This window comes from Bacteroides sp. 224 (assembly GCF_010500995.1).
Lineage (GTDB): Bacteria > Bacteroidota > Bacteroidia > Bacteroidales > Bacteroidaceae > Bacteroides.
Genome location: NZ_QVMK01000005.1, coordinates 35,257 through 55,299 on the forward strand (window position 1 = coordinate 35,257; position 20,043 = coordinate 55,299).

Consider the following 20,043-nt stretch of genomic DNA (forward strand, 5'->3'; position numbering starts at 1 on the left):
TTAGCGTTCCATGAACACCCCCTTCACCCTCCATATCCACCCCCTCGCTTTCACCCTTTGCGGACTAACCCTCTGCATTTACCCCTTATTAGAAAGCATCCTTCCTGTTATCTCAACCCCTTTGCAGATAACAGTTCTCGGCTTGATGTGTCTTTTATTCATGGTTGCCATCCCATTTAATAAACTGATAAAGGTCACTATTCCCGATATTATACTATTCTTATATATAATATGGATAGGCATCCGAATATTGATCCGAAACGAAGAGCCCGATCCATTCTATATACTATCCGACATCTATCTGGCTTTTATTTACATAGCTGTGCGGAATATGAATAAAAAGCAAACTAACAGAATAATAAACTATCTGTTTCTCTCCGGGGTGCTGCAAGCACTGATTTGCTTGGCACAGTTAACGGGGGTAATTGCCTCTAATCATTCTCTTTTTGATTTCACAGGGAGCTTTCACAACCCGGGTCCTTTGGCCGGTTTCTTGGTACCTATATTCTTTTTGAGCGGTTATCTTTTCTATAAACAGTTTGTTGGAAAGAGGAAAATGCATTTAATGGTTGTTTATGGAGGAGGCTTATTGCTGTTCTTGGGTGTGCTTTTCTTATCTAATTCGCGTGCGGCATGGCTTGCTGTGGTAGTAGGGGTTTTATTATTGTTGCTTAAAAAAGGTGTATCCGGAAAGATAAGAATGGCTTCTATACTTTTGGTGCTCTGTCTGCTGGTATTCTTATATTATTTAAGGCGAGATTCTGCTGATGGGCGTATCTTAATCTGGAAAGCCTCTTTAGAAATGTGCAAAGAAGCTCCTGTTACCGGATTGGGTGCTCACTCCTTTCCTCGTCATTATATGCACTATCAAGCAGATTACCTGAAGAATCATTCCGATGTAAGAGAAATACTGTTGGCTGGTAATGTGAAATACGCTTTCAATGAACTGATACGAATAACTGCCGAAGATGGGCTGATAGGTTTATTGCTCTTTTTAAGCTTCTGCGGTATTATATTACGCCCTGTATTTCGATCTTATTCTAACCTCGGTACAGATATTATAAGTTGTGCTTTCATCGGGTTGCTTATATTCGGGTTATTCAGTTATCCAAGTGATGTACAGGCTATCAGGCTTGTTTTTATAATACTGGGTGGTATATTGGTTAATCGAGTTGGTGTTAAGGTTGCTTATACCAGTGATAAACCCCTCTTTATAAAGGGAGTGATTCTTGTTGTTGCCATTATTGGTATTGGCTTTCAGCTAAATAAACTCTTTATGTATGAAAAAGGGCGGCGGGAGATGCGTAGCTTCTTACTGAAAGAAAAAGACTTCGATGAAGATGTTTTCCAAAGAACCACTAAAGCATTCAATCTAAATGCAGACTATATGCTTTTTTATAGTGCAATTCTTTTTAATCAAAAAGAGTATCATAAAGCACTTCCTCTGTTAGAACAGGCTGCCCGGCTGCAACCTTCTTCTTTCTTACTCAGCGACTTAGGAGAGTGTTATTATCACACAGGAGATTATGTGAAAGCAGAACAAGCCTTTCTGCTCGCTACCGAGATGGCTCCCGGCTATGTGAATCCGCATTATCGACTCTTTTCTTTTTATCGGCAGATGAACTTCCTTGATAAAGCTACGCAGAAAGCCCACTACATTATAAATGCTAAATACAAACAGTATGGCTCCATCGCTATCTTTGCCAAGAAAGAAGCGAAGGAATTTCTAAACAGCCTCCAATGAATACCAAAAAATTTGTTATGTTTTGAGTTATATTGAACCGCAGAGTTACGCAAATTAACGCAGAGGATTAAGTTTTAGTTCTATGCAGCATTGTATTAAAAACTTTGCGTTAATCTGCGTAACTCTGTGGTTCAAATTCATTCATTTAGAACCATTATACCTTAAACTCCAGCAAATCCACCACCTTCTCCTCGCAAAGCGTCAGTTTCTCTACTCCTTCCGTAGTTACTACCCATGAATTCTCTATTCCTAACGGACCTACTCCCGGAAGCACTATTTTGGGTTCGAGCGCGAAGATCATTCCCGGTTCCAATTCCTGTTTATTGCGTGGAGCAAGTACAGGAGCCTCATTGATTTCCAAACCGATGCCATGACCAATGAATTTCGCTTTTTGACTCACCCCCATGAAGTTATCGGCAAAACCGGCTTGTGTTACAACCTCTATGGCGGCATTATACAAATCTTCGCATACAGCTCCGGGCTTTGCCATGGAAATAACTTTCTCCTGGATATCCAGACAAACCTGATGGGCTTTATACGCTTCGTCAGATAATTTACCGATTGAAAATACCCGGCTCATATCACACATATATCCATTGAAGTTACCACCATAATCTACCATGATGCTTTCTCCTGCTTTCATGAGTTTGCCGTTGGCACCTACAGGCAGGGAGATGTCTGCCCCTTGTCCCCCTAAAGCAAAATCGTAAGGAGAAGGCGAAGCGGCATTGTCGCCAACAAGCAGACTACCCATAAAGATTTCCATGCTTTGGCCAAATACGCGGAAAATACCCAGACAGCCACCTAATCGCATCAGGCGTTCAATTTCGATAGAAAACTCAGTGTCTGTCATGCCTTCCCTGTATACAGAAGGAATTTTTTCATAAACTTTGGTATGTGCAATTCCTGCGCGGCGGAACATCTCGATTTCCAGTTCTGTTTTTATGCTGCGCGCCTGACGGATAATAGGAGTACCATTTACAATGGTCGACTCGGGAAATATCTTTTCCAAACGTACATATTCGTTGTATGAAAGTTCGTCTCCTTCCAACATAAGAGTTTGTGGTATGGGGAGACCTTCTTCTTTCAAGATGTCTATTATTTGTTCGGGTTTTCGGATGGAATGTACATGCTCTCCGGTGAAGTTATTGGGGCGTTTCACAAAAATCCTGGCCGGAGAGTGGAGCGGTAGATAAAGATAACCACTAATGATTTGTCCTGCTGTATACAAGAGGTTTACATTACAAGCTATAAGTGCAGCATCAATATTTTGCTGAGACATAAGGGTGCGGATCTTATCTCGTCGGAATTTTAATTCGGGTAATAGCATACTCTTTTAGTTTATTGATTTTGTTTTTTGAAAATGCAAAACGTGATTAATAAATTGTTCCTTTTAGAACACAAAGGTACAAAACTACTTGTAAACAGAGGAAACAACCGACATAAAATGAATCTTGTATATGGGGAGCATTTATGCCCCGGACTGTAAGGAGAAAAAAAGGCGTTGCTACGGCCTATCACAGGGGGTAACAACGCATACCACAAATACAAATACAACTAAACAAAGTATCTTTAATTGAGTTTATAACTCAAAACTAATAAACTTAAATAATTCCTTGTCCTATCATTGCCTGAGCCACTTTCATGAATCCTGCAACGTTGGCGCCTTTCATATAATTAATATATCCGTCGGGTTCTGTGCCATATTTCACACATTGGTTATGTATACCGTGCATGATTGATTGTAATTTTTCATCCACTTCGGCAGCGCTCCAGCTAATGTGCATAGCATTCTGAGACATTTCCAGTCCTGATGTTGCTACACCACCCGCATTCACTGCTTTGCCGGGGCCATACATTACTTTGTTCTCAATAAAGGCATCGATCGCTTCGGGCGTACATCCCATATTTGAGATTTCCGCAACACAAAGAACGTTATTTTTTATGAGATTGCAAGCGTCTTCGGCATTTAATTCATTCTGAGTGGCGCAAGGAAGTGCGATATCACATTTAACTTCCCATGGTCTTTTACCTTCTACAAAGGTAGATCCGGGGAATTCATCGGCATAAGGAGCTACAATGTCGTTGCCCGTTGCCCGTAGTTCCAACATATAATCAATTTTCTCGCCGCTGATGCCGTTAGGGTCATAAATATAACCGTCTGGTCCTGAGATTGTGATTACTTTGGCACCCAGTTCGGTAGCTTTCAGGGCTGCTCCCCAAGCCACGTTTCCGAAACCGGAGATTGCTATGGTTTTATCTTTAATATCAATGCCTTTGTTTTGTAACATTTGGTTCACAAAGTACAATCCGCCAAAACCTGTTGCTTCAGGGCGTATGAGCGAACCACCATATTCCAACCCTTTGCCGGTAAAAGTACCTGTAACCTCGCGGGTTAGCTTTTTATACATACCATACATATAACCTACTTCGCGACCACCTACGCCAATGTCTCCTGCCGGTATATCCATGTCAGGACCTAAATGACGCCACAGTTCAAGCATAAATGCCTGGCAGAAACGCATAATTTCAGCATTACTTTTTCCGCGGGGCGAGAAGTCGGACCCACCTTTACCTCCTCCCATAGGGAGAGTAGTTAATGCATTTTTGAATGTTTGTTCAAATCCGAGGAACTTCAATATAGATAAGGTAACGGAAGCATGAAAACGAATACCTCCCTTGTAAGGGCCGATAGCGTTATTGAACTGAACTCGATATCCAAGATTTGTTTGAACATCGCCCTTGTCATCAACCCATGTTACACGAAAAGTAAAAATACGATCGGGCTCTACCAGGCGTTCGATGATTTTAGCTTTTTCGAACTCCGGGTGTTGATTGTATATATCTTCGATGGAAATAAGAACTTCCTTTACGGCTTGAAGATATTCAGACTCGCCGGGATGCTTAGCCTCTAATGAGGACATAATTCGTTCAATGTTCATAATATATGTATTAAAAAGGTTGTCTTTGATAAAATGTAAGCGTTACATGATGCAAATATAGTTATTTTTTTGTTTTATGAATAAGTCGGGGTGAAAAAAATAGCGGCAAGCTATCTTTTTAATAGTTTGCCGCTGTCTCCTTAAATAAGGAATCTCCTTTTAGAACGTTGGTTCCATTTGAAGACTATGCATGATAAATCCATAAATATCTGCCTGCTCTTCCAGAATTTTTCCGATAGGTTTTCCTGCTCCATGCCCGGCTTTGGTATCTATACGGATAAGAGTAGGGTTTTTACCATCATTACACTCTTGTAAACGGGCGGCGAACTTAAAGGAGTGCGCCGGCACCACGCGGTCGTCATGATCGGCAGTGGTCACAAGGGTAGGAGGGTAGGTAGTACCCAGTTTTAGGTTGTGCAAGGGCGAGTAAGCATACAGGTATTCAAACATCTCTTTATTGTCTTCGCTTGTGCCATAATCGCTGGCCCAATTCCAGCCAATAGTGAATTTGTGATAGCGCAGCATATCCATTACACCTACTTGGGGGATGGCGGCTCCAAAAAGATCGGGGCGCTGTGTCATACAGGCACCCACTAAAAGTCCGCCATTAGAACCACCAACAATGGCAATTCTGTTTGCAGAGGTATATTGATGATCTATCAAGTATTCGGCAGCAGCAATAAAGTCGTTAAATACATTTTGCTTATTCATTTTGGTTCCGGATACGTGCCATTCTTCGCCATATTCGCCTCCACCACGAAGATTTACTTGTACATAGATACCACCGTTTTCGAGGAAAGGAATACGATTGGTAGAGAAATTAGGATACAGGTTAATGTTAAAGCCCCCATAACCATACAGATATACAGGATTGTTTCCGTCTTTTTTCAGGTCCTTTTTATAAGTAAGGAACATAGGCACTTTTACACCGTCTTTGCTCGGGTAAAAGATTTGTTCGGTAATAAAATCATCTCCTTTGAACTTTAAATCCGGCGCACGAAACAACTCATACGTGTTGTTATCCATATCATAAGAATAAATAGAGTTGGGGAAGGTGAAAGATGTGAAGGTAAAGAAACACTCTTTATCATTTTTCTTTCCACTAAATCCGGCAGAACCCAATGTTGGGAACTTGATTTCGTGCTTTAATTTTCCGTTAAGTTCATATACATAAGCGTGTGTAGAGGCATCCTGGTTATAGCTGAGGAAGAATTTCTCTCCAATAATTTGCACACCATCCAATACATATTTATTTTCAGGAATAAGTTCTTTCCAATTCTTTATTTCAGGTTTAGAGAAATCTGCTACCATAACTTTGCCTTTAGGAGCATTGTAAGTAGTATAAATATAGATTTTATTTCCTATTACCTCAATCGGCGAATATTGAAATTCATTGTTGGAAGCAATTTCTACTACAGGGGCATCTTTCTTTGTCAAGTCTTTCATAAAGAGTCGATTACCAAGCGAAGAACCGGATTCCTGAAGGAACATAGCCCGCTCATCTTCGCTGACACTGGCCCGGTAAAGACGTTTGGGATAGTTTTTGTTTTGATAAACCAATTTATCTTCACTCTGAGGCTTTCCAATTGTATGGTAATAGATTTTATGATTCTCGTTAACGGCAGAATATACCGAACCATCAGTAGGCATATCATAAGCACTGTAATAAAAACCATCTCCTTGCCAGGATGCACCTGTGAATTTGGCCCATTGAATATGATCGTCTAATAATTGACCGGTGTTGGCATCCATTACAAAGATTTCATTCCAGTCCGATCCGCTTTTCGATATAGTATAAGCTACAAATTTCTGATTGTTCGAAAAGAAAACGCCGCCTAATGAAACAGTTCCGTCATCTGAAAGTTTGTTAGGATCAAGAAATACGCGTGGTTCGCTCTCTTTGGTATCTTGCACGTAAAGTACAGATTGGTTCTGAAGCCCGTCGTTCTTATAAAAGTAATACTTTCCATTCCGTTTAAAAGGAGCGCCTATCTTTTCGTAATCGGCAAGATCGGTTAATCGTTGTAACAAAGCACCACGGAATGGTATTTGTTTCAGGTATTCGCCTGTTACTTTATTCTGGGCTTCTACCCAAGAGGCTGTAGCTTCGGATCTATCGTCTTCGAGCCAACGATAAGGATCGGCTACTTCGGTTTCAAAGTATACATCAACAGTGTCTACTTTCGTTGTTTTCGGATAATTCATTTTCTTTTGTTGTGAGCAGGATGCTACCATAATTACACATACTAAGAGGAGTGTTTTTTTCATAAGTAAGTTTCAAATTGATACAAGTTAAATACAAAATTACGATAATTCTTTGTGAAGCTTACCCGTTGGAGAGATTAATTTAGAATCTATTCTTTTTCTATGCGGAATCTATTTCTTTTCTGTGCGAAATCTATTTGTTTTCCTTATGAAAATTATTCGTCCACCCGCGGAGTACTTTGCGTCCACCCGCGGGAGACTTTGCGTCCACCCGTGGAGTACGTTGCGTCCACCCGCGGGTGGACGAATAACTTTTGCAAGAAAAAATAATAGTTGGCAGATGAAACAAAAATAAATTTCAGTATAAAAACAAAAAGAACCGACATGTCTTATTATATACTGGTTCTTAAATAGATAAGTAGATGTTCATAATTAGTTCATATAGGTTCGGAAATGATTGAAACCGGATTATTTTTAAGCCACGGATTACGCTGATTGCACGGATTTTAAAACACGGATAAATATTTTACTAGTTTGATATCACAAATTAAAATCTGTGTTTAAAAATCCGTCTAATCTGCGTAATCCGTGGCTAAATTAAAATTAAAGTAAATGAGGATAGATACGCGGAAAAAACGGAATGAGCAGAAACACGCGGAATTATTTTTTCTGCGACATAAGGACGAAAATATATCTTCCGCGTTCATCCGTTCATTCCGTTTTTTCCGCGTATCCATTTCAACTTAACTCAAAACAAATACAAACTAATTCTGAACACTTAATAAAGAACTATTTATACCTTTGTAACTCGTAACTGGTAACTCGTAACTAAAAGCCATGCTCAGTAAACTAAAATTAAATCAACTCTTCAAGGATACGCAATTTGTAAACTTGATGCCCCATCGTATCTTTAATGTATTATTAATAGCCAATCCTTACGATGCTTTTATGCTTGAGGATGATGGTCGGATTGATGAAAAGCTTTTTAATGAATACACCTCGCTATCACTTCGTTATCCTCCTCGTTTTTCGCAGGTTTCTACCGAAGAGGAAGCGTTGGCAGCATTGAGTGAAATGAGTTTTGACTTGGTTATTTGTATGCCGGGTACGGGAGATAACGATAGCTTTGATATTGGTCGGCGCATTAAATCATTGTATGAGCATATTCCCATTGTTATATTAACCCCTTTCAGCCGGGGGATAACCAAGCGCATTGCCGATGAAGACTTGAGTGCTTTCGATTATATTTTTTGCTGGTTGGGGAATACAGATTTGTTATTGTCTATCATTAAACTTATTGAAGATAAAATGAATCTGGAACACGATGTGGAAGAAGTAGGCGTACAACTTATTTTGTTGGTAGAAGACAGTATCCGTTTCTATTCATCTGCATTGCCTAATCTGTATAAATTTGTGTTGATGCAAAGTCAGGAGTTCAGTACCGAAGCCTTAAATGCCCATCAACGAACGTTGCGAATGCGTGGACGTCCTAAAATCGTATTAGCTCGCTCTTACGAGGAGGCTACTTATATATATGATAAGTATAAGAATAATGTATTAGGAGTTATTACCGATGTTCGTTTTCCGAAAGGAGAGAATAAAGATGCCTTAGCGGGTATTAAATTATGCAGCTATATAAGAAAGGAGGACCCGTTTGTACCTCTTATTATCCAATCTTCCGAGGCGGATAATGTAGCGTATGCTTCGAAATACGGTGCAACTTTTATTGATAAGAATTCAAAGAAGATGGATGTCGATTTGCGACAGGTAGTTTCAGATAATTTCGGATTTGGCGATTTTATATTTCGTAATCCAAGCACCAATGAAGAAATTGCCCGTGTGCGCAATCTGAAAGAGTTGCAGAATGTAATATTTGCTATTCCGGCAGAGTCATTCCTCTACCATATAAGTCGTAATCATGTATCTCGTTGGCTTTATTCGCGAGCTATGTTTCCTGTGGCCGAGTTCCTGAAACCGATAACAGGACACACCATGCAAGACTTGGATATGCACCGCCAGATTATCTTCGAAGCCATAGTGAAGTATCGCAAAATGAAGAATCAGGGAGTGGTAGCCATTTTCCGGCGCGATCGTTTCGACAGATACTCCAACTTTGCCCGCATTGGAGAGGGTTCTCTGGGAGGGAAGGGTAGAGGACTGGCGTTTATCGATAATATGGTAAAGCGATATCCCGAGTATTATGAATTTGAGAATGCACATATAGCCATCCCCAAAACGGTGGTGCTTTGTACCGATGTGTTCGATGAGTTTATGGAGACGAACGGCCTTTATCAGATAGCATTAAGCGATGCCGATGATGAATCCATTCTTCGCCATTTCTTACGGGCTAAACTACCGGATAGATTTATTGAAGACTTCTTCACCTTCTTCGATGTAGTGAAGTCGCCCATTGCCATACGCTCTTCGAGTATGCTGGAAGATTCTCATTATCAGCCTTTTGCCGGAATCTATAATACGTATATGATTCCTTATCTGGACGATAAATACGAAATGCTTCGCATGCTTTCGGATGCCATCAAAGGAGTGTATGCTTCTGTTTATTTTAAGGATAGTAAAGCTTATATGCAGGCTACCAGCAATGTGATTGATCAGGAAAAAATGGCGGTTATTCTGCAAGAGGTAGTCGGCACTCAGTACGGAGATCATTTCTATCCTTCTATGAGTGGCGTGGCTCGTTCTTTAAACTATTATCCCATTGGCGATGAAAAAGCAGAGGAGGGCACAGTGAACCTTGCTTTAGGACTGGGTAAATATATTGTGGATGGTGGAATGACGCTGCGCTTTTCTCCTTACCACCCCAATCAGGTGTTGCAAACCAGTGAAATGGAAATAGCTCTAAAGGAAACTCAAACCAAGTTTTATGCACTCGATTTAAAGAACGTAGCCCAGGAGTTTTCCATTGATGACGGGTTTAACCTCCTGAAACTTCATGTAAAAGATGCCGAAAAAGATGGCTCATTGCGATATATTGCTTCTACCTACGATCCTTATGATATGGTAATACGAGATGGCTTATATCCCGGTGGACGTAAAGTGATTACTTTCGCCAATATATTACAGCATGATGTGTTTCCTCTTGCTCGTATTCTGCAATTGGTTTTGGAGCATAGCAATACGGAGGTAAGGCGTCCGGTAGAAATAGAATTTGCAGTCAATATGAATCGGGATAGAGAACGATCGGGCACTTTCTATCTGTTACAAATTCGCCCGATTGTAGACTCCAAAGAAATGCTGGATGAGGATCTTGCTATTATTCCGGATGAACAATGCATCCTTCGATCTCAAAATAGTTTGGGGCATGGCATTATAGATGATGTATTTGATGTTGTATATGTAAAAACAGATAATTATAGTGCGAGCAATAACCAGATGATAGCTTACGAAATAGAGAAGATAAATCAAAAATTTCTCAATGAATGCAAGAATTATGTGTTGGTTGGTCCCGGTCGTTGGGGCTCCAGCGATACATGGTTAGGTATTCCTGTGAAGTGGCCGCATATCAGCGCTGCTAAAGTTATTGTGGAGGCCGGGCTGACAAACTATCGGGTAGATCCGAGTCAGGGAACGCACTTCTTCCAGAACCTGACATCATTTGGAGTAGGTTACTTTACCATCAATGCATTTATGAATGATGGTGTTTACGATCAGGACTTTCTGAATAACTTGCCCGTAGTGGAAGAAACTAAGTATTTGCGACATGTCCGTTTTTCTTCTCCTATTATGATAAAGATGGATGGAAAGAAGAAACTGGGAGTAGTGCTGAAACCGGAATAGAATTTTATGACACACTTTCTTTCCTCGTATAATATAGAATGAACACAGAGGTACAAAGACACAGAGAAAGAATATAGACTCTGTGTCTTTGTGACTCTGTGTTCATTAATTATTTTTATTCAACTCATTTATAAATCATTCTTTTTATGTAAGTTTGCCGAATTGAAAAGAAAAATCGAAAATTACGGTATGAAAGAATTGATAGGTTTAGCCTCCGACCATGCAGGATTTGAACTAAAAGAGTTTGTGAAAGAACTTCTTATAAAGCAGGGAAAAGAAGTGAAAGACTTTGGCACATATAGTAAGGATAGTTGCGACTATGCTGACTTTGCTCATCCGTTAGCTTTGGCCGTGGAAGCAGGAGAGTGTACGCAGGGTATTGCTGTTTGTGGTAGTGGAAGCGGTATTAATATGACTTTAAATAAGCATCAGGGCATTAGAGCAGCTTTATGTTGGATGCCCGAAATAGCTACATTGGCTCGCCAACATAATGATGCAAATATTTTGGTTATGCCGGGTCGATTTATATCTACAGAAATGGCAGAACAAATCATTTCAGCTTTTTTTGCCGGTGAATTTGAGGGTGGAAGGCATTTGGAGCGAATAAAGAAGATGCCGGTTGCTGCTACAAAATAATTGTCTTACAGGAAATATGCGAATCTCAACGACTGAATATGTCCAAAGAAGAAATGGAGACTAATTTTAAGAGTCGTGTTAAATTGCCTAAAATATATTACTTTCAAGCTAATTTACCTTCCAAACTACAGCCACTTTAAAGATAATATTGCATAATTTTGCGATCAATTAATGTATTCTTTAAAAAGCAGAACAACATGGAAAATCAAATTAAGCCGGCTACCGGAAAATTAGGAGTTTTGGTAGTAGGACTGGGAGGTGCTGTTTCTTCTACATTTGTGGTAGGAACATTGGCCGTTCGTAAAGGATTATCTCAACCTATAGGGTCAATCACTCAATTAGCTACAATGCGTCTGGGAAAGAGAGAAGAAAATAATTTCCCAAAGATCAAGGATGTAGTTCCATTAACCGATTTAAATGATATCGTATTTGGTGGATGGGATATCTTCCCGGAAAATGTATACGATGCTTCTGTTCATGCCGAAGTTTTAAGTGAAAAAGACTTGAATGGTGTGAAAGAAGAATTGCAAGCTATTAAACCAATGCCTGCTGCTTTTGACCATGATTGGGTAAAGCGCTTAAACGGAACACATATCAAGCAAGCTGCCAACCGTTGGGAACTTACCGAAGCTATTCGCAAAGACATCCGCGACTTTAAAGCTGCCAATAATTGCGAACGTGTAGTTGTGATCTGGTCGGCAAGTACAGAAGTTTATCTTCCTTTATGCGAGGAGCATAAAACACTTGCTTCTTTAGAAAAGGCAATGAAAGATGACCGCAAAGATGTATCTCTCCAAGTATGTGTTATGCATACGCAGCTATTGCAGAAGGTGCTCCTTTCATTATGGGTGCTCCAAACCTTTGTGTAGATACACCGGCTATGTGGGAATTTGCCGAAAAGAATAAAGTGGCTATCTGCGGTAAAGACTATAAAACCGGACAGACCATGATTAAAACGGTATTGGCTCCGATGTTGAAAACCCGTATGTTAGGATTGGATGGTTGGTTCTCTACTAACATCTTAGGAAATCGCGATGGTGAAGTATTGGATGATCCGGACTCTTTCAAAACAAAAGAAGTAAGTAAGCTGTCTGTTATCGATACCATCTTGCAACCGGAATTGTATCCGGAACTTTATGGCAACATCTATCATAAAGTACGTATCAACTATTACCCACCTCGCAAAGACAATAAAGAAGGTTGGGACAATATTGACCTTGTAGGCTGGATGGGATATCCAATGCAATTGAAAGTAGATTTCCTTTGCCGTGATTCTATTCTGGCTGCTCCTTTGTGCTTGGATTTAGTGTTATTTGCCGACTTGGCGCATAGAGCAGGAATGAGTGGAATACAAGATTGGTTATCATTCTACTTCAAGAGCCCGATGCATGATTTTGATCATATTCCGGAGCATGATTTGTTTATTCAGTACACTAAACTGAAAAATACACTTCGCAAGATGATTGGCGAAGAAACATTAGATTACTTAGACTAAAAGAGTTGAAAGCTGAAAGTTGAGAGTTACGATGCCGCATGGCCTTTTAACTCTCAACTCTCAACTCTCAACTCTCAACTCATAATATGTGGATTGCTAAATTTATAGCTACTGGGTTTGGCTCCGGCCTTTCTCCTTTTGCCCCGGGTACGGCGGGAGCATTACTGGCAACTGTTATCTGGTGGGCTTTGTCTCTGTTTTGCTCATTCGATTTATTGCTGATCCTGACAGGTGCTTTAATCATCGTGTTTACAATTGTCGGAATTTGGGCGACGGATCAAGTCGAGCCAATTTGGGGAGAAGACCCCTCCAAAGTTGTAGTAGATGAGATGGTTGGTGTATGGATTGCTTTATTAGGAGTTGCAGAGGGAAATATTTACCATGTGATAATTGCATTTGTCCTGTTTCGTCTTTTCGATATATTTAAACCTTTGGGTATCCGAAAGATGGAGGATCTTAAAGGAGGTCTGGGAGTTATGATGGATGATGTTTTAGCCGGTGTATATAGCCTGATCTTGTTGTTGGGAGGAAGATGGCTAATTGGATAAAGGAAACTATCCGAAAACTATCCGAAAAAGGCGGGATCTTTATGTTTATAAGAGCCCAGTTTTCTTCTCAATTAGCAAGCGTTTGCGATTTCGTTGCAACTATTTTACTGGCAAAACTCTTTGGGCTTTATTATGTATATGCCACTCTATTGGGCGCAATATGTGGAGGGGTAGTAAATTGTGTAATAAACTACCAATGGACGTTTAAGTCGAAAGAATGCAGAAAAACGCATGTTGCATTAAAATATCTGATAGTTTGGATTGGAAGTATCCTGTTAAATACATTAGGCACCTATTGCCTGACTGAAACACTGGTACGAATACCCTGGTTAAGAGATTTGATAGACCAATATTTTGATGATTTTTTCATTATACCTAAAATCATTGTATCTTTGTTGGTCAGTTTTTTATGGAACTATAATATGCATCGGCTTTTTGTTTATAGAAACCGAAACATAAGAGACTTTTTCAGACGGAAAGAATCTTGACTAACAAGGGAACAAGGGAATAATTGAATAAAATCGCAATAAATGAAAGCAAGAGATTGGGCACAACAGTTTATCTATAAAGTTATAGACCCTTTTGTGCGCGGATTAATCAAAATAGGAGTGACCCCCAATGTTGTTACTACCATCGGATTTTTACTTAACGTAGCCGCCGCAGGCATATTTGTGTATGGTGCTCCTTATGGATCGGAAGGAGATTATTCTTATATTGGTTGGGGTGGATTCCTTATATTATTTGCCGGTTTGTTTGATATGCTCGACGGGCAAGTGGCTCGTATAGGCAAAATGTCTTCTAAATTTGGTGCTATGTACGACTCTGTACTCGATCGTTACAGCGAGATGGTAGTGCTTGGCGGAATCATCTATTATTTTATGTATAACCACTTCTTTGTTGCCGGATTTATTTCGCTCGTAGCACTTGTAGGTTCAATTATGGTGAGCTATATAAGAGCCCGCGCCGAAGGTTTGGGTATAGAATGTAAAGGTGGTTTCATGCAACGCCCGGAAAGGGTTGTAATCATGGGAGTGGGAGCACTGGTCTGTGGCATTTGTTACCATTTTGCGGGATTCGAAGAGTGGGTGCTCTGGGTTTTTACGGCATCTTTATTGATTGTAGCCATATTTTCTAATATAACAGCTATCGGACGCTTAAATCATAGCCGTCGGGTAATGGAAACACAGAAATAAATTATGATAAATCATTTGTCATTCCCTACACGTAAAGAGTCCTTTACGGTTATTGGAATTTCTGCTGTCTTCTTGTTGCTGACAGCAGTATTTGTAGAACTCCGTTCCGAACATCTATTAATTGTAGCCGGCTTTTTACTTTTATTCTTTGCCGGAGAACAGACGCGTAAACTTGCCGTTGCCATATTACCATTTATTGTATTTGGTGTTTCTTATGATTGGATGCGCGTTTATCCCAATTACATGGTAAATCCGATTGATGTGCAAAACTTGTACGAACTGGAAAAGCAGCTCTTTGGCATAAATACAGAAGGTGCAACATTGATTCCTTGTGAGTATTTTGCTTTGCATCATCATAGCATTGCCGATTTCTTTGCCGGCATTTTTTATCTGACTTGGGTGCCTGTTCCTATTGCATTCGGACTATGGCTTTACTTTAAAAAAGAGCAGAAACTGTATTTGAGGTTTGCCCTTGTATTTCTGTTTGTGAATTTGTTGGGCTTTGCCGGTTATTATATTCATCCGGCTGCTCCACCTTGGTATGCTATAAACTATGGTTTTGAACCAATATTGAATACTCCGGGTAATGCGGCAGGGCTGGCACGGTTTGATGCGTTGTTGCATGTTTCTATTTTTGATTCTATTTATAGTCGTAACTCTAATGTATTTGCAGCCGTACCTTCTTTACATGCGGCTTATATGGTAGTTGCCGTATATTATGCTATTATAAAGAAGTGTAATTGGGCATTTACTTCTTTGCTGATTATATTAATGGTAGGCATTTGGTGTACGGCAGTTTATTCTTGTCACCATTACATTATTGATGTACTTTTGGGTATTTTCTGTGCTTTATTAGGTATCTTCCTTTTCGAAAAGGGTTTGATGAAGATCAAAGGATTCAGTGCCTTTATCAACAAATACTCGGATTATATAAAAAGATAGTGAGTGGTAGTGTAATGCTTACCCGAGGCAGTAATAAAAAAGGGTAAGCTCTTTACACTCACCCTTTTCTATTATTTATGATCTAATTCCTCTTTCATATCTATCTCTTCCCCGTTTTTGTCATAGAAGACATATTCAAGGAAGGCAAGCTTTTGGCTGGGAACTACTTTGATACCAAATCCGTATTTCATTTGCCATTTGCGTTTCAAAGAAACAAGTCCTTGATTTACAAATGCAGCTACATACGGATGGATGTGTAACGAGAAGTTTTTGATCTTCAGTTTATTTACCAGATAGTCAATTTTACTCTCAAGTGTATCTGTGAATAATATGGATGACTTGATGGTTCCTTTACCATAACAGGTAGGACAAACTTCGGAAGTGTTTACGTCCATAGCAGGGCGCACCCGCTGACGGGTTATTTGCATTAATCCGAATTTGCTGAGAGGCAGAATGTTGTGCCTTGCTCTGTCTTTCTGCATGTTGGCAGTCATCCGTTCGTATACCTTTTGGCGGTTGGCAGCTTCGCCCATATCAATGAAGTCGACTACAATGATACCCCCCATATCTCTTAACCTTAATTGGCGAGCCAGCTCGTCGGCTGCTCCCAGGTTTACCTCCAGTGCGTTTGCTTCTTGTCCATTGGCGTTTTTGGTGCGGTTTCCACTGTTCACGTCAACTACGTGCAATGCCTCTGTGTGCTCAATGATTAAATAAGCGCCGCTTTTGTAGGATATGGTTTTACCAAACGCCGATTTTATTTGTTTGGTAATGGCAAAATTGTCGAAAATAGGAAGTTGACCTTTATAGTGTTTTACAATTCCTTCCCGTTCGGGTGCGATGAGTGTTACGTAGTCTTTTATTTCTTTGTACACCGTTTCATCGTTCACATAAATGTTTTCGAAAGAAGGATTGAATAGGTCGCGAAGCATAGCTACGGCACGACTGGTTTCCTCATAGATTAATGTAGGATACTTGGTTGCCTTTTGCACTTTTACCATGCTTTCTTCCCACTGCCTTAATAATACTTTAAGCTCTCCGTCGAGTTCGGCTACGCGTTTTCCTTCGGCTACGGTACGTACTATTACTCCAAAATTCTTGGGCTTAATACTTTGTAGTAGTTGTTTGAGGCGGGCGCGCTCTTCGCTCGATTTAATTTTTTGAGAAACGGAAACCTTATCATTGAAAGGAATAAGAACAAGGTATCTCCCCGCAAAAGATATTTCGGAAGTTAATCGGGGGCCTTTCGTTGAGATGGGTTCCTTGGCTATTTGCACCACTACTTCTTGTCCTACTTTGAGTGTGTTGGCTATGGTGCCATCTTTGTCAAGGTCGGGAAGCAGGGTTGCTTTGCCAATGTTAGTGATTTTTTTTCTGTCGCTTAAAGTTTGTTTTACGAACTTCTCCAGTGAGTTAAATTGAGGTCCCAGGTCTAAATAATGAAGAAAAGCGTCTTTCTCGTAACCGACATCTACAAAACAAGCATTTAATCCCGGCATCAATTTCTTGACGCGGCCTAAATACATGTTGCCCACCGAGAAAGAAACGTTTCTTCCTTCGCTTTGAAGTTCTACCAAACTTTTATCTTCTAAAAGTGCAATAGAAACCTCTTTGGGTTGTACATCAACTACTAATTCGCTTGTCACTATTATTGTTTATTATTTAGTACCTAACAGAAAGAACAAACCTGAAAGACATTTTGCTTTACAAGTTTGTTCTTTATCTCTGTTCATCAGACTATAAAATTACTTTTTGCTTTTATGTCTGTTCTTTCTTAATCTTTTTTTACGCTTGTGCGTAGACATTTTATGTCTTTTTTTCTTCTTTCCGCTTGGCATAGCTTCACATTTTATGGGTTAATATTTATGTTTACTTGTTTTTAACTACTTCTGCAAATGACTTAGCTGGTTTGAACGCTGCAACATTGTGCTCCGGTACGATAATAGCTGTGTTCTTGGAAATATTTCGAGCAGTTTTTTGTGCTCTCTTTTTTACCACAAAGCTACCGAAACCGCGTAAATATACATTCTCCTCATTAGTCAACGAATCCTTAATTACTTCCATAAACGAGTCAATTGCAGTCATTACGGTTATTTTGTCTATACCGGTATTTTTTGCAATTTCGTTTACAATATCTGCTTTAGTCATTTTTCTTTCAAAAAATAAATTATTACTTATGTTATTAGCTTATAATACAATAGCTTCGAAAATCGGATTGCAAATATAGAGGTTTTTAGCTTCTCAAAAAAATATATCCTGAACATTTTGTATTTTTGTGCATGAATTTCACTCAAACGCTATTAGCTTGGTATCAAGACAACAAACGAGAACTTCCTTGGAGGGATACTTCTGATCCGTATACCATTTGGATTTCTGAAATAATTCTTCAACAAACCCGGGTGGCGCAGGGTTATGAATATTTTCTGCGATTCATAAAGCGTTTTCCTGATGTAAAGGCATTGGCCGAGACTCATGAAGACGAAGTTATGAAATATTGGGAGGGTTTGGGGTATTATTCCCGTGCAAGAAATCTTCATGCTGCTGCCAAAAGCATGGATGGTGTTTTTCCGAAAACTTATGAAGAAGTGTTGGCCCTGAAAGGGGTAGGAGAGTATACGGCTGCCGCTATTTGCTCATTTGCTTATAAAATGCCTTATGCGGTAGTAGATGGTAATGTGTATCGGGTACTGGCTCGCTATTTGGGAATCGACACTCCTATTGATTCTACTCAGGGAAAGAAATTGTTTGCTGCATTGGCCAATGAATATTTAGATAAGAAAGAACCGGCTTTGTATAATCAGGCCATTATGGATTTCGGAGCCATACAATGTACGCCTCAATCTCCCGATTGCATGTTTTGCCCTTTAATTGATATTTGTGTTGCTTTTAAGGAAGGGGCTATTGGTCGATTGCCTGTGAAGCAGCATAAAACCAAAACCACCAACCGATATTTCAATTACATTTATATATCTGCCGGAGAATATACATTTATACGCAAACGTGTGGGGAATGATATTTGGAAGAATCTTTTTGAAATTCCTCTCATAGAAACGGAGCATCCGGTGTTGGAGGAGGAATTCCTGTCTTTACCTCAATTAAAGGAAATGTTGGGCGCAAATAAAGACTTTACTATTCGTTTGGTTTGCAGGGATGTGAAACATGTACTTTCTCATCGAATTATCTACTCCAATTTTTATGAAGTTGAATTTTCCGAAGCTATAGATTCTTTCTTCGATTATGTGAAAATACATAAGAGTGATTGGCAGGAATATGCTTTTCCAAGATTGCTTCAGCAGGTCATTCATTTTTAGAACACAGAGACACGAAGACACGGAGTCTTTCATTTACAGAGGATTATAAATCTCTGTGTCTTCGTGTCTCTGTGTTCTTTCAAATGAGCACTTCTTTTTTTATGATGAGATCGTTTATACGAAATGATACAAGAAAACAACGGTTCCTTCCATTGCATTCTTTCTGGCACCTTTAATTTCCAGTGTCATTTTTATTTCTGCTTTGCTTACCCCTCTTAGATTGACGATGGATTGAAGCTTGGTTACCAATCTTACTTCATCTCCGGGAAGTACAGCTTGGTTGAATCGAAGTTTCTCGATTCCATAGTTGATCAACATTTTGGTGTTGTTCACTTCAATGATTTGATTCCATAAATGAGGAAGCAATGATAAAGTCAGATAGCCGTGGGCAATAGTACTTTTGAAAGGACTTTCTGTTTTTGCTCTCTCTGTATCCACATGTATCCATTGGTGGTCTAAAGTGGCATCTGCAAATAGATTAATACGCTCTTGTGTGACAGTAAGATAATCCGAAGCACCCAGTTCCTTTCCTACATATTGCTCGAAATCTTCAAAAGAGTTAATAATAACTTTACTCATACGTGTTTTTTAGACGTTTTACTATGATAGTGTATAATTTTATAGCAAAGATAGTCGACTTATTTGAAATAACTTGCATCGTGTTCCAAAACTTCTTATTTTTGAACTCTAAAATCATAAATAAACGAACTATGTCAATAAACAAAGTCATTCTTGTGGGAAATCTGGGCAAAGACCCTGAGGTAAGATACTTGGATAGCGGAGTGGCTGTAGCTACTTTCCCGTTGGCTACTACCGAACGCGGATATACATTGCAAAACGGCACGCAAGTACCCGACAGAACCGAATGGCATAATCTGGTATTGTGGCGCGGTTTTGCCGAAACAGCAGAGAAATACCTGCATAAAGGTGATAAGCTTTATATTGAAGGAAAGATAAAAACTCGTTCTTACGATGATCAAGCCGGAAATAAGAGATATGTCACCGAAATCTTTGTAGATGTTATGGAGATGCTTTCTACCCGAGGAGCCGCCTCAGGAGTGCAATCAACTGCGGCACCTGCACAGACTCAACAACCTCAACAAAACATAGGAGGAAATAACCAAACGGACGACTTGCCGTTTTAAATAAAATAGTTACGAGTTACAGGTTACAAGTTACGAGTAATACTATGCAGCATATCTTGTAACTCGTAACTTGTAACTCGTAACTCG

At 39.7% G+C, this 20,043-nt stretch carries 15 protein-coding genes and 1 pseudogene; 10 read left to right on the forward strand and 6 right to left on the reverse strand.

Features of this window, described 5'->3' with window-relative positions:
• The first annotated feature begins 10 nt into the window (after positions 1-10).
• The gene (locus D0T60_RS04860; protein WP_163217030.1) at positions 11-1,744 is read left to right on the forward strand and encodes an O-antigen ligase family protein; all 1,734 of its coding nucleotides are present in this window, start codon (positions 11-13) and stop codon (positions 1,742-1,744) included.
• A gap of 154 nt (positions 1,745-1,898) precedes the next feature.
• Here the strand turns inward: D0T60_RS04860 and D0T60_RS04865 are convergent, their stop codons facing one another.
• The 3 genes from D0T60_RS04865 to D0T60_RS04875 form a co-directional block, all read right to left on the reverse strand.
• On the reverse strand, positions 1,899-3,074 hold the full coding sequence (locus D0T60_RS04865) for a Xaa-Pro peptidase family protein (protein ID WP_163217031.1): 1,176 nt from the start codon (positions 3,072-3,074) through the stop codon (positions 1,899-1,901).
• A gap of 274 nt (positions 3,075-3,348) precedes the next feature.
• Entirely contained in the window at positions 3,349-4,686 is a 1,338-nt protein-coding gene (gene gdhA, locus D0T60_RS04870) for an NADP-specific glutamate dehydrogenase (RefSeq protein ID WP_163217032.1), read from the reverse strand.
• Between the two features lie 159 nt (positions 4,687-4,845).
• Positions 4,846-6,954: a prolyl oligopeptidase family protein gene (locus D0T60_RS04875; RefSeq protein WP_163217033.1), complete on the reverse strand. Its 2,109-nt coding sequence runs from the start codon at positions 6,952-6,954 to the stop codon at positions 4,846-4,848.
• Positions 6,955-7,728: 774 nt separating this feature from the next.
• Here D0T60_RS04875 and D0T60_RS04880 point away from each other — a divergent pair.
• From D0T60_RS04880 to D0T60_RS04910, 7 genes and pseudogenes are all read left to right on the forward strand, one after another.
• Entirely contained in the window at positions 7,729-10,686 is a 2,958-nt protein-coding gene (locus D0T60_RS04880) for a PEP/pyruvate-binding domain-containing protein (protein WP_163217034.1), read from the forward strand.
• A 189-nt stretch (positions 10,687-10,875) separates the two neighbouring features.
• Positions 10,876-11,322 carry a ribose 5-phosphate isomerase B gene (gene rpiB, locus D0T60_RS04885; protein WP_163217035.1) on the forward strand — a complete coding sequence of 149 codons (447 nt, stop codon included), beginning with the start codon at positions 10,876-10,878 and terminating at the stop codon, positions 11,320-11,322.
• Between the two features lie 197 nt (positions 11,323-11,519).
• Positions 11,520-12,817, forward strand: a pseudogene (locus D0T60_RS04890) (inositol-3-phosphate synthase).
• Positions 12,818-12,903: 86 nt separating this feature from the next.
• Positions 12,904-13,365 (forward strand): phosphatidylglycerophosphatase A, encoded by a 462-nt coding sequence (locus D0T60_RS04895; protein ID WP_163217036.1) that lies wholly within the window; start codon positions 12,904-12,906, stop codon positions 13,363-13,365.
• Complete coding sequence (locus tag D0T60_RS04900; protein ID WP_163217037.1) at positions 13,350-13,853, forward strand: GtrA family protein; 504 nt, start codon at positions 13,350-13,352, stop codon at positions 13,851-13,853. Before D0T60_RS04895 ends, D0T60_RS04900 begins: the two co-directional genes overlap by 16 nt.
• 42 nt (positions 13,854-13,895) lie before the next feature.
• The gene (locus D0T60_RS04905) at positions 13,896-14,558 is read left to right on the forward strand and encodes a CDP-alcohol phosphatidyltransferase family protein (RefSeq protein ID WP_163217038.1); all 663 of its coding nucleotides are present in this window, start codon (positions 13,896-13,898) and stop codon (positions 14,556-14,558) included.
• A gap of 3 nt (positions 14,559-14,561) precedes the next feature.
• Complete coding sequence (locus D0T60_RS04910) at positions 14,562-15,500, forward strand: phosphatase PAP2 family protein (protein ID WP_163217039.1); 939 nt, start codon at positions 14,562-14,564, stop codon at positions 15,498-15,500.
• A gap of 71 nt (positions 15,501-15,571) precedes the next feature.
• Here D0T60_RS04910 and D0T60_RS04915 read toward each other — a convergent pair whose 3' ends face one another.
• Both D0T60_RS04915 and D0T60_RS04920 read right to left on the reverse strand, forming a co-directional pair.
• Positions 15,572-17,146 carry an Rne/Rng family ribonuclease gene (locus D0T60_RS04915; RefSeq protein WP_163217040.1) on the reverse strand — a complete coding sequence of 525 codons (1,575 nt, stop codon included), beginning with the start codon at positions 17,144-17,146 and terminating at the stop codon, positions 15,572-15,574.
• Positions 17,147-17,369: 223 nt separating this feature from the next.
• Positions 17,370-17,678 (reverse strand): HU family DNA-binding protein, encoded by a 309-nt coding sequence (locus D0T60_RS04920; RefSeq protein WP_370524383.1) that lies wholly within the window; start codon positions 17,676-17,678, stop codon positions 17,370-17,372.
• Between the two features lie 101 nt (positions 17,679-17,779).
• Between D0T60_RS04920 and mutY the strand changes: the two genes are divergently transcribed.
• Positions 17,780-18,811: an A/G-specific adenine glycosylase gene (gene mutY / locus D0T60_RS04925; protein WP_163217042.1), complete on the forward strand. Its 1,032-nt coding sequence runs from the start codon at positions 17,780-17,782 to the stop codon at positions 18,809-18,811.
• Between the two features lie 114 nt (positions 18,812-18,925).
• On the opposite strand, the gene D0T60_RS04930 is transcribed toward mutY, so the two are convergent.
• Positions 18,926-19,390: a MaoC family dehydratase gene (locus D0T60_RS04930; protein ID WP_163217043.1), complete on the reverse strand. Its 465-nt coding sequence runs from the start codon at positions 19,388-19,390 to the stop codon at positions 18,926-18,928.
• A gap of 131 nt (positions 19,391-19,521) precedes the next feature.
• Here D0T60_RS04930 and D0T60_RS04935 point away from each other — a divergent pair, with 131 nt between their 5' ends.
• A complete protein-coding gene (locus D0T60_RS04935; RefSeq protein ID WP_163217044.1) occupies positions 19,522-19,956 on the forward strand; it encodes a single-stranded DNA-binding protein in 435 nt (144 codons plus the stop codon).
• Positions 19,957-20,043: the final 87 nt, after the last annotated feature.

What these genes read in the sequence shown, in the direction of transcription:
- D0T60_RS04860 (WP_163217030.1), top strand. Translation starts at nt 11, where the DNA reads ATGAACACCCCCTTCACCCTCCATATCCACCCCCTCGCTTTCACCCTT.
- D0T60_RS04865 (WP_163217031.1), bottom strand. Translation starts at nt 3,074, where the DNA reads ATGCTATTACCCGAATTAAAATTCCGACGAGATAAGATCCGCACCCTT.
- gdhA (WP_163217032.1), bottom strand. Translation starts at nt 4,686, where the DNA reads ATGAACATTGAACGAATTATGTCCTCATTAGAGGCTAAGCATCCCGGC.
- D0T60_RS04875 (WP_163217033.1), bottom strand. Translation starts at nt 6,954, where the DNA reads ATGAAAAAAACACTCCTCTTAGTATGTGTAATTATGGTAGCATCCTGC.
- D0T60_RS04880 (WP_163217034.1), top strand. Translation starts at nt 7,729, where the DNA reads ATGCTCAGTAAACTAAAATTAAATCAACTCTTCAAGGATACGCAATTT.
- rpiB (WP_163217035.1), top strand. Translation starts at nt 10,876, where the DNA reads ATGAAAGAATTGATAGGTTTAGCCTCCGACCATGCAGGATTTGAACTA.
- D0T60_RS04895 (WP_163217036.1), top strand. Translation starts at nt 12,904, where the DNA reads ATGTGGATTGCTAAATTTATAGCTACTGGGTTTGGCTCCGGCCTTTCT.
- D0T60_RS04900 (WP_163217037.1), top strand. Translation starts at nt 13,350, where the DNA reads ATGGCTAATTGGATAAAGGAAACTATCCGAAAACTATCCGAAAAAGGC.
- D0T60_RS04905 (WP_163217038.1), top strand. Translation starts at nt 13,896, where the DNA reads ATGAAAGCAAGAGATTGGGCACAACAGTTTATCTATAAAGTTATAGAC.
- D0T60_RS04910 (WP_163217039.1), top strand. Translation starts at nt 14,562, where the DNA reads ATGATAAATCATTTGTCATTCCCTACACGTAAAGAGTCCTTTACGGTT.
- mutY (WP_163217042.1), top strand. Translation starts at nt 17,780, where the DNA reads ATGAATTTCACTCAAACGCTATTAGCTTGGTATCAAGACAACAAACGA.
- D0T60_RS04930 (WP_163217043.1), bottom strand. Translation starts at nt 19,390, where the DNA reads ATGAGTAAAGTTATTATTAACTCTTTTGAAGATTTCGAGCAATATGTA.
- D0T60_RS04935 (WP_163217044.1), top strand. Translation starts at nt 19,522, where the DNA reads ATGTCAATAAACAAAGTCATTCTTGTGGGAAATCTGGGCAAAGACCCT.